Here is a 9397-nt window from a genome sequence, read left to right on the forward strand (position 1 = left end):
CAGCACCACGTGCTCTCGGGCACGGAATACAGCTCGGTCTCTTGCGTCCCATCCTTGTTTCACGCTCTCATGGGATAGCAGAATTTCCACCGAGTCAGCACGCAGTTCTTGACAGGTAACGGTGGGACCAATTGTTGCTCCAGTAACTACTCGACCTGCACTGATCATTCGTCGGACGCCGCATAGTGGTATGAAAACCCTTCTATGACACTGTCCCTGGGAGGACAGCACGTGCTTCGCCAAGCGATGGGTGAGACTCAGTTGGCTCCATTTCAGTGTTCGTCCCTAAGCGCGCTCTGTAACTGGTCAGCCGCCGAAACTGGGCATGACTTCTATTCGTCTTCGTTTTTATCTCCGCAGACGTTGCTCCCGATGAACTCGATCCAGAACTGAATATCGCTCCGCCAGCGCCGTTCGAAGCCAAGACGATACCTTCTGCATGGAGAACTGGTCCGCGGAGTCTAAATACGGGTCCGCCCCAGAATCATCGCGTTCGGCGCGAGTTCTCGAAGAATTTGCTGAGGCATTCACTGGCTGGTACAACGCCGACGACGGCAACAACCCACCGGGCTACCGGAAACGTGGCGACCGGCATCCACGCTCGACCGTGACATGGAAACAGAAAGGTATCAAACACAACCGCGTCCGTCCCTCGAAAGGCTGGAACCTGAAAGACAGACGGTCGTATTTCATCCTCGCAGAGTACGAAACTCGCCCTGACGTACAGGTGGAGAACATCCAGCAGGTACGTGCTGTCTGGAACGGCAACGAGTGGGAGCTCCATCTCGTCTGCAAAAAGCAAATTCCCTTCGAAGACGCGCCCGGCGATAATACGGCGGGCACCAACCTCGGCATCAGCAACTACCTCTCAATCGCTACGAGGACGGCCCCCCGGAGTTGTATCCGGGTAACACGCTGAAAGTATCGAAGAAGATGTGGGGAAGATTTCGGTTAGAGACCTTAGTGACATCCGAAAGAATAACAACGGTGAGTCTCGGGGCTGGGGTGCGTCGGGGAACAAGAAGTTGCACGGGTAGAGTTTGACCGGTCACCCGCCTACTCGAATACAAGGCCGAGGAACACAGGATTCTCGTTGACCGTGTGGACGAGGAGAACACATCGAAGACGTGTTCGTGTTGCGGGCAGATTTGGGCGAGAAATCGCGTGGAGCGTGGATTGTACGTCTACGAATCGTGCAAAACGACGATGAACGCGGATGTAAACGGTGCGGTGAACATTCGGCAAAAGATAACTCAGAGTCCCCTGACGGGAGATATGAGTAACAGCTGGTTGGCACAGCTCGGAGTCATCCTGTTCGACTGCGAGAGCGGACGGTTCACACCGAGAGAACAGGCAGACTGCAAACCGTAATATCCCACCGATCGGGATTCCACGCTCTTCAGACCGTGGATAATGTCAACATATACGTAATATAAGTAATATTAATAGTTGGAAATATAACCCTGCATGGGGTAGAATGCATAGGGATGACATACCATGGGAGTCGACGACGAGTTCTTAAAGTGACTGGTGTCGCCGGTGTAGGTGCGCTCGCCGGCTGTATTGGCGGTAATGGGGACGATGGGGATCGTCTCAGCTGGCATGCCGGTGGTACCGGTGGGACATACTATCCGCTCTCGAACGAGTTCAAAACGATCGTTGAGGATAACACCGACTTCTCGCTGAACGTCCAGTCGACGGGCGCAAGCGTCGAAAACGTCGGCAGTCTCGCGGACGGTTCAGCCGATTTCGCGCTTATCCAGAACGATATCGCGTCCTTTGCGAAGAACGGAACGGGAATCGATGCCTTCCAAGATAACCCGATCGATACCTTGCAAGGCGTTGCGACGCTGTATCCGGAGACGATTACGCTCGTTACGCTTGCCGGGAACGATATTTCGTCGATTGAGGATATCAGCGGTGCGACGATCAACACTGGGGATCTTGGATCGGGCACGCAGGTCAACGCTCTCCAGATCCTCGAGTCGGTCGGAATCTCGGACTTCGAGGAGCAAAACGCCAGCTTCTCGCAGGCGTCCGAACAGCTCGCTAACGGTGATATCGATGCGGCGTTTGTCGTCGGCGGCTGGCCGGTCGGCGCGATTGAGGACCTCGCGAACACCAACGACATCGTGATCGTTCCGATCGAGGGCGAGAACCGCGAGACGGTGAAAGAGGATGCGTCCTGGTTCTCTGATGATACCATTCCCGGTGGCACCTACAGCGGCGTCGATGAGGACATCGAAACCGTTGCAGTCCAGGCGATGATCGCCACACACGCCGATGTGTCGGCCAATACCGTCGAGACGGTTACCGCGACTATCTTCGACAACCTCGGTGACCTTTCGATCAAGACCGACTTCATTTCAGTTGACAGCGCACAGAACGGGATGTCCATCGAACTCCACGAGGGTGCGGCAACGTACTTCGACGCTTGATCCGGTGCCGTATCGTTGGGATCGGGGCGGTGTACGCTGACTCGTGGTCGGCCGGCCATGCGTCGGTCCACCGAATCGATTCAAGAACACGAATGACATCGGTCCCCTGTGGGATCGTGGTCATCTCCATCAGCGTTTCAAATACCAGGGTGTGCCACTGAACCTCCTGAGAATGAGTCGCGTCTTCCGTCCGAACGTCTTCACTGCGCTACTGGTAGCAGCAATACTGGTCTTTATCGCTGTTGCCGTGACGGTTCCGGTTGAAACAGTGCTCGTCGTCGAGGACATCGAGACTGACGAACAGTATCTTACTGAGCCAGTGTCCGACGAGAGTACTGTGGGCCTTGAGTACACGCATAGCGTCGAGAAATCCCGGGTATATGATGAGTACCGCGTGGATGACCAAACGTTGGTGAACACTCGGATGGAGTTTGAGTCCTACGGCTGGGGGCTGCCCACCGGGGTAGACGTCACGACCGCCGATGGGATGTTCGTGTACGAGCCATCCGAGCCAATTGCGCAATTGCACAGTCTTTCGGTCTCACCCGGACAGACCGCCGGTCATACGCTGATCATTGACGATCATCGATACGACCTGGTCACTGCGACGAACGCCAGTGACGTTTGCATTCACGTCGAACAGCGATCGCTAGTCGAAAGAATCCTATGAATACGAACGATCCATCGGACAGTGGTTCTGACGGACCAAACGACGATCAGGATAGAACGACCGACGACCTGACTGAGGAGGTCTCTCCCGAGGAGGCCGAGGAGTTGATCGATGAAATCGAACGTCGGCGGTCGCTGCAGGGTGGTGCCGCGGTGGCCGTCGCGGCAATCGGTATCACCTTTTCAGTCTTTCAACTGTTCCTGGCCGCACGCGGCTTCTCGTTCACGATTTGGCTGCCGATAGTCGACAACTGGGAAGTCTCGCTACAGCTTCTGCAGGCAAACGCGGTACACGTCTCGTTTGCGCTTGTACTCACGTTCTTGCTGTTCCCGGCGAGTATGGGTGATGGGTTCGTCACGCGAAACCTAGGCCGGACCGTCCCCGCTGTTTCCCACAGATTTGGTGATCAGAACCCCGTCACGCGCCTGCTTGCGTACACGCAAGCTACGTTCCGGTGGGCGTTCCTTGATCCCAACCGAGAGCGGGTAACGCCGTTTGATCTTCTGTGTATTGTTGCCTCGATACTATCGGCAATCTACTTCTTGACGGAGTTCTCCGAAATTCAGAATATGCGGGTATTTGGGCTCATGTTTGGGCGGCCGATCACCGGGGTGTACCCGTTCCTCCAACCCGTCCTTGGTGGCATTCCATTCGTTAGCGAGTACTCCTACGCGATGGCACTTGGCGTAATTGGCGTCCTCTTGGTGCTCGAGGCCACCCGCCGGACGCTCGGTCTCCCGCTCATGATCATCGTTGCAACATTCATTGTCTATGCGCGCTGGGGATATCTCATCAGCGAGGGGACGCCCCTCATCGGCCTGCTCGCGGTCAATGAGTTGACCTGGCCGAGCATCGTTCAAAACCTCTGGTACAACACCGAAAACGGGGTCTTTGGCATCCCGGTGACGGTCTCGGTAAGCTTTATTTACATTTTTATTCTCTTTGGTGCATTCTTGGAGATGAGCGGTGCCGGCCAGTGGTTCATCGACCTTGCGTATGCGGCCACTGGGAGTCGTAAGGGCGGCCCAGCGAAGGCGAGCATCCTCGCAAGCGGTTTCATGGGGACGATTTCGGGATCATCGATCGCTAACACGGTCACCACTGGCGCGTTTACGATTCCGCTGATGAAGCGTTCGGGATACTCACCGGAGTTCTCCGGCGCGGTTGAGTCCTCAGCGTCTTCTGGCGGACAAATTCTTCCCCCAGTGATGGGTGCTGCTGCATTTCTTATGGTCCAGTATACGGCGACGCCGTTCGCGGATATCATCATCCTTGCGACGATTCCGGCGATTGTTTTCTTCTTTGGCGTCTGGGTAATGGTCCATCTTAAGGCGGTCGAAGAGGGAATCGGCGGCGTCGCGGACGTCGACACCGTTTCGCTCGGCACACACCTCAAACGGGGGTGGTTCTACCTCGTCCCGATCGGGTTATTATTGTACTACCTCATCATCGAGCGACTGTCCGTCTCGCGGTCGGCATGGTTTACGCTCGTTGCGCTCGTCGCGCTGATCTCGCTCGTCTCAGCATACAGTGATGAAACACGCGGGCGGCTCCTCGGGATTTTCGTGGCCATCGTTGGCGTTGAACTGGCAAGCTACGTCTTCGCTGGCATCCCGGTTACCGGACTCGTCACTGGAGCCGACGGGACTGGAGTCCCTATCGGGGACGCGATCGACCGTGTCATCTCTCGGATCGGCTGGTATGCGATGCTCGCTGGCGTGCTAACGTTGGTGTCCCGTCCGGCTATCGATGCGCCGCTTCTCAACTTTAACCCGACGGTCCAGACGACAGCAGACTCGATCGGCGATCGAACCAGCCGCGATCTCGGTGATCACCAACTGTTTCGCCTCGGTACGTTCGTCGTCAAATCCATGGACGAAGGTGCACGGACGGCCGTTCCAGTCGTGATCGCCGTCGCAGCTGCCGGCATCATTCCGGGAGTTATCAGCGTCTCGGGCCTCGGTCCGAACCTCACATCGCTGCTGCTTGCACTGTCAGGCGGGTCGATCGTAGTTATGTTGCTCGTGACGGCCGTGGCCAGCATCATCCTCGGGATGGGGATGCCGACGACGGTCACCTACATCATCCTCATCTCGATGCTCGCTACGCCACTCGTCGAGTTCGGTATCCCACTCCTCGCCGCGCACTTGTTCATCCTCTATTTCGGTGTTATCGCCGACATCACGCCCCCAGTCGCTGTCGCCGCCTACGCCGCGAGTGGAGTGGCCAAGTCGGATCCGTTCGAGACGGGCGTAAAGGCGTTCTCGCTGTCGCTAAACAAGGCAATCGTCCCCTTCGCGTTCGTCCTTGCACCCGGCATCGTATTGCTTCGTGAGAAGGCCAACGCCGACGAGTTGCCGATCCGCGAACAGTATCGTGTCGTCGGCTTCAGCGACCTCACAGAGTTGTCGTACGCTGTTCCGGAGATTGTGGTTCCCGTAATTGGCGTCTTCCTCGGGGTAATCGCCCTGGGTGCGACCGTTATCGGGACGCTGTATACAAGCGTCAATCGCGCCGATCGGACCGGATTCGCACTCAGTTCGCTGCTGCTTATGGCACCGCGACTGCTTTCAGCATCAGTGTTCGATCTCCTCGGACTCGCCGGTGTGACCGTCTCGGTTGATGTGCTCCTCCTCGACCTCACGCTTCGTGGCATCGGATTCACACTGTTCGTCGTCCTCGTGGCAAAAAATTACCGAGAAGCGACGAACGTACACGAGACGAGACAGGCTACAGTGGGTTGACTCGGAAGGCGATAAAATATCAGTTGAGAACCCTCGAAACTCCTCAGTATCGAACCAGTGGCTCACGACGGCCCGGCCGAACCGTTCTTACGGTGGTTAGCGATGCCGACATACTACCGTCCGTGATGAGTATAGCGTGTACGGTCCCGATAGAATCAACGACAGAGACATTGTGACCGGCGGCATTTAGTTCGCTGACAACGTTTCGAGTGCACCGACTTCGACCCGGGCCACACCGGGCATTTCGCTGAGCAAACCCACCGTGATACGGTAGGATTTACCTCCCTCGATTCGAAGCGCATGAACGGTGAGCATTACCCCATTCGATGAACTCGTCGTCCCCTTCTCAGTCGGCGAGTTCGTTCGAATTAGTGATACGCTCTTCGGAAGCAGATTGTTGGTCGAACAGAGCTGACGCTGTGAAAGCGTAGCGGGCAAGGGTAATGCTGACGCATCACCCGACTATGTTCCCAGTTGAAGTCTTTTGCTCAGAGGCGAGCGCCGCGAACCTGCTGGAGCAGGTTCGCTGGCGCGAGGGCCTCCAGTGCCCGCGCTGCCGGTCTGAATTAGTGATCAAGTACGGCAGCTATCGAAAGTATCAGCGGTATCGCTGTAAAAATTGTGGACGCATGTTCAACGACAAGACCGGCACGATCTTCGCGCACGCGAAGATCAATCTCGAGAAGTTGTTGTTCGCGTTCTACTCGTTGCTCCGGTTCAACACGAGTATCCGCCAGTTAGACGCTGAACTTGATGTCTCGTATCGGTCGCTTCACCNACGCTCGACGCGCCTCGCATCGATCTCGTTGGCCCAATCGAAATCGATGAGTTCTACGTCTCTGCCGGGAAGAAAGGCCGCGAGCGCGACCAATCGTCGCGCTCGCGTGGCCTGTCGAAACGTGGGCGAGGAAGCTACGACGAGGACAAGCCACCGGTGTTTGTCCTCGTTGATCGCGGCAGCGGTCAGCGATACGTAATCCCGTCGAAATCCGCCGACGAATCGACCGTGCGACTCCTCCTCGATGATCACGAGGAGGAGTCGCTGACAGTCTATACCGATGGATTNATCCCGTCGAAATCCGCCGACGAATCGACCGTGCGACTCCTCCTCGATGATCACGAGGAGGAGTCGCTGACAGTCTATACCGATGGATTTCGTGCGTACGATCCACTGGAGACGGATGAACGCTACCAGCGAGAAGCGGTTATTCATGGCAAAGGCGAGTACGTCGACGGAGACGCACACGTGAATACCTGCGAGAGCCACACGTCGCTGGCGCGACGGTGGCTCTCGCCACATCGAGGTATCTCGAAGGACAAACTCACAGCGTATCTCAGACTCTTCGAACTTCGCCGGAGAATCCTACGCAANCGGTGGCTCTCGCCACATCGAGGTATCTCGAAGGACAAACTCACAGCGTATCTCAGACTCTTCGAACTTCGCCGGAGAATCCTACGCAAGCCCGGACGAGAAGCCCTGAGAGAAATCGTTCGAACTGTTCTCTGACTCACCAACAATGTCCTTCACAAGAGCGATCCCTGGAATGTGAGTGAACCAGGCCAAAGAGAGGGCAGGAATAGAGGCTGTCTTCAGGGAGGTTCCCGACTCAACTCCAAGGTCTCGATACTCGACAATCTCGAGTTCGAGGAGGAGATCCATATGCGTCCCGATCAAGTTACGACTGACGCCGGCCATATCTGCCAATTTAGATTTATTGAACTCCCGGTTCGAGGGGGAGCGCAAGCAGTGCGTCGATAATGTGCACGACGCTGTCGTTGAGCGCGAGCGCGACCCACGGTGACGAATACTCGTCTTCGACTCCCCCTCATCATTTTCTTATCCATGTGTGGCCTACTCAGACGTCCACTGTGGAAACTGTTGTGCGATTCTGCACAAACGAATGGGCAATACTCGATACTGTTAAAAATATAATAATTTACAAATTCTCCCGAGCCGGGCGGGAGTAACGAGTGGGTGGGATAGCTCACTCCTTGAGGTCACGCGGATCAATGTGACCAACCTCGTCAATATCTGGATCGAGCGTATCGGTCGACACAATCGGTTCCTTGAGCGTGTAAGCAGTCTCCAGGTGGACCCATCAAAGACGTTGAGAAACTCGTATATTCGTCGGAGCTTGCCCGCAGGTCCATTCCGCTGACAGTGAGCAGGGCGAGTTCGATTTCCTCATTAGAGCAGCAGATTTATTACCGTGTTCTGTGTATGTGTATGTGTACATGGGAACTAAAACGATATCGCTCACTGAAGACGCCTATGATCGGTTGAAGGACCACAAACGCGAGGGAGAGAGTTTTACGGATGTGGTGAATCGGCTCACCGGCTCTGATAAAGATCCTCTTGAGTCCGCTGGGAAGTATCCCGGACTCGCTGATGAACGCGAAGAGTTCCGCGAGAAATTCGACGAAGATGCAAAGGAGCGAGAGCGTGAACTATTTGGACAGTAGTGCGCTCATCGATTTTCTTGATCCCGACGCGGACCATCACGATGCTGCTCGGTCGTTTGTTGAGAGCCGATCAGGACAGTCGTGGTTTGCTCCGACTCTCGTCCTGTACGAGATTTATCGCCACCGTGCCCGACAGGCCGGTCCAGAGGGGGTTGCTGAACTCGCCGCGGATTTCGAGTGGATCGACCCTGTGCCATTGACACATGATAGGGCACGTGAGGCGGCATTGATCGATGCCGAACTTATGGCTGCTGGGACACCCATCAATCAGATGGATGTCTTGATTGCGGGCGTCACTCGCGAGGCTGGCGGGACGCTTGTGACCCGCGACGGTGATTTTGAGGCGATTAACGGTCTCGATACAATTGAGTTCTGAACTCATCCGCTACTAGGTGTCTCAGTTCTCAGTCACGGTTCCCTTTCGGTCGGCATCCGAGTTAAAAACCACTTGGCGCATGACGACCCCGGCTTGAGCCATCTGTCTCGAAATGCTTCGCGCCTCTTTGACGTATCGGACGAGTTCTTAACGATCTTCGCGATCGTTGATGAGCGTTCGCTTTTCGTTCCGGATCGACCGCTTTCACTCCTTCTGGCAGGGCAGTCCAGCCAGCGCACGTCGCTGGCTCAGACGCTTCAGACACCATTCCACGATCGACTGAATCAAGCGCTGAATGGCCGCACACCAGCCGAGGAGGTTCTCAACTAGACAGTGCCACACAGCCGCAGTTGTCATTCAGAATGGAGAAAACATTTACCATCTCCCAAACGATTAGAACCCAGATGGTACACTGCCCTGAATGTGAACACGAGATATCTGAGGAACCGGATGTCGAGTTCATAGACTTGGATTCGAAAATGGAGGGACTTTTTCGGTCCTCTAAACGATTCTATGTGGTCGCCTGCAACAATTGTGGCGCAGCAATCGGTAGCGGTGTCGCTGGTGGTGGCGGCTAACAGGAAAGCGAATTGAGCAGGGTACCGGCGGTCGGTAGTAAACGGTTCTATTGAATCCACGGACGGCATCGGGGTAAGTCGTCAGAACGATTGAGGTGAAGCGGAAGAGGCGTCTTTGTGCAGAAGAT

General features: G+C 55.7%; 6 protein-coding genes and 4 pseudogenes. 8 read left to right on the plus strand and 2 right to left on the minus strand.

Translation table 11 applies throughout. The features are described 5' to 3' along the window. Positions 1-484: 484 nt before the first annotated feature. The 4 genes and pseudogenes from C484_RS22595 to C484_RS18325 all read left to right on the plus strand — a co-directional run. A pseudogene (locus tag C484_RS22595) lies at positions 485-1371 on the plus strand (zinc ribbon domain-containing protein); the annotation flags it as partial. Positions 1372-1487: 116 nt separating this feature from the next. Further along, positions 1488-2438, plus strand: a complete 951-nt coding sequence (locus C484_RS18315) for a TAXI family TRAP transporter solute-binding subunit (protein WP_049915696.1) — start codon at positions 1488-1490, stop codon at positions 2436-2438. Positions 2439-2610: 172 nt separating this feature from the next. After that, positions 2611-3108, plus strand: a complete 498-nt coding sequence (locus C484_RS18320; protein WP_006827386.1) for a DUF1850 domain-containing protein — start codon at positions 2611-2613, stop codon at positions 3106-3108. Further along, positions 3105-5852 (plus strand): TRAP transporter permease, encoded by a 2748-nt coding sequence (locus C484_RS18325; protein WP_006827387.1) that lies wholly within the window; start codon positions 3105-3107, stop codon positions 5850-5852. Before C484_RS18320 ends, C484_RS18325 begins: the two co-directional genes overlap by 4 nt. 213 nt (positions 5853-6065) lie before the next feature. Here the strand turns inward: C484_RS18325 and C484_RS23250 are convergent. After that, a pseudogene (locus C484_RS23250) lies at positions 6066-6170 on the minus strand (IS5/IS1182 family transposase); the annotation flags it as partial. 146 nt (positions 6171-6316) lie between these two features. On the opposite strand from C484_RS23250, the pseudogene C484_RS18330 reads away from it, so the two are divergent. Further along, a pseudogene (locus tag C484_RS18330) lies at positions 6317-7359 on the plus strand (transposase). On the opposite strand, the gene C484_RS23775 reads toward C484_RS18330, so the two are convergent. Next, a complete protein-coding gene (locus tag C484_RS23775; protein WP_169332884.1) occupies positions 7306-7512 on the minus strand; it encodes a hypothetical protein in 207 nt (68 codons plus the stop codon). The pseudogene C484_RS18330 and the gene C484_RS23775 overlap by 54 nt on opposite strands. Positions 7513-8087: 575 nt before the next feature. Between C484_RS23775 and C484_RS22600 the strand changes: the two genes are divergently transcribed. The 3 genes and pseudogenes from C484_RS22600 to C484_RS22605 all read left to right on the plus strand — a co-directional run. After that, positions 8088-8315, plus strand: a complete 228-nt coding sequence (locus C484_RS22600) for an antitoxin VapB family protein (protein ID WP_006827388.1) — start codon at positions 8088-8090, stop codon at positions 8313-8315. After that, positions 8278-8691 (plus strand): PIN domain-containing protein, encoded by a 414-nt coding sequence (locus tag C484_RS18335; RefSeq protein ID WP_049915698.1) that lies wholly within the window; start codon positions 8278-8280, stop codon positions 8689-8691. Before C484_RS22600 ends, C484_RS18335 begins: the two co-directional genes overlap by 38 nt. A 184-nt stretch (positions 8692-8875) precedes the next feature. Next, positions 8876-9021: pseudogene (locus C484_RS22605) on the plus strand (IS6 family transposase); the annotation flags it as partial. Between the last annotated feature and the right edge of the window lie 376 nt (positions 9022-9397).

Origin of the sequence: Natrialba taiwanensis DSM 12281, assembly GCF_000337595.1 — an archaeon.
Taxonomy (GTDB): Archaea; Halobacteriota; Halobacteria; order Halobacteriales; family Natrialbaceae; genus Natrialba; species Natrialba taiwanensis.

What these genes read in the sequence shown, in the direction of transcription:
- C484_RS18315 (WP_049915696.1), top strand. Translation starts at nt 1,488, where the DNA reads ATGACATACCATGGGAGTCGACGACGAGTTCTTAAAGTGACTGGTGTC.
- C484_RS18325 (WP_006827387.1), top strand. Translation starts at nt 3,105, where the DNA reads ATGAATACGAACGATCCATCGGACAGTGGTTCTGACGGACCAAACGAC.
- C484_RS22600 (WP_006827388.1), top strand. Translation starts at nt 8,088, where the DNA reads ATGGGAACTAAAACGATATCGCTCACTGAAGACGCCTATGATCGGTTG.
- C484_RS18335 (WP_049915698.1), top strand. Translation starts at nt 8,278, where the DNA reads ATGCAAAGGAGCGAGAGCGTGAACTATTTGGACAGTAGTGCGCTCATC.
- C484_RS23775 (WP_169332884.1), bottom strand. Translation starts at nt 7,512, where the DNA reads ATGGATCTCCTCCTCGAACTCGAGATTGTCGAGTATCGAGACCTTGGA.
- C484_RS18320 (WP_006827386.1), top strand. Translation starts at nt 2,611, where the DNA reads ATGAGTCGCGTCTTCCGTCCGAACGTCTTCACTGCGCTACTGGTAGCA.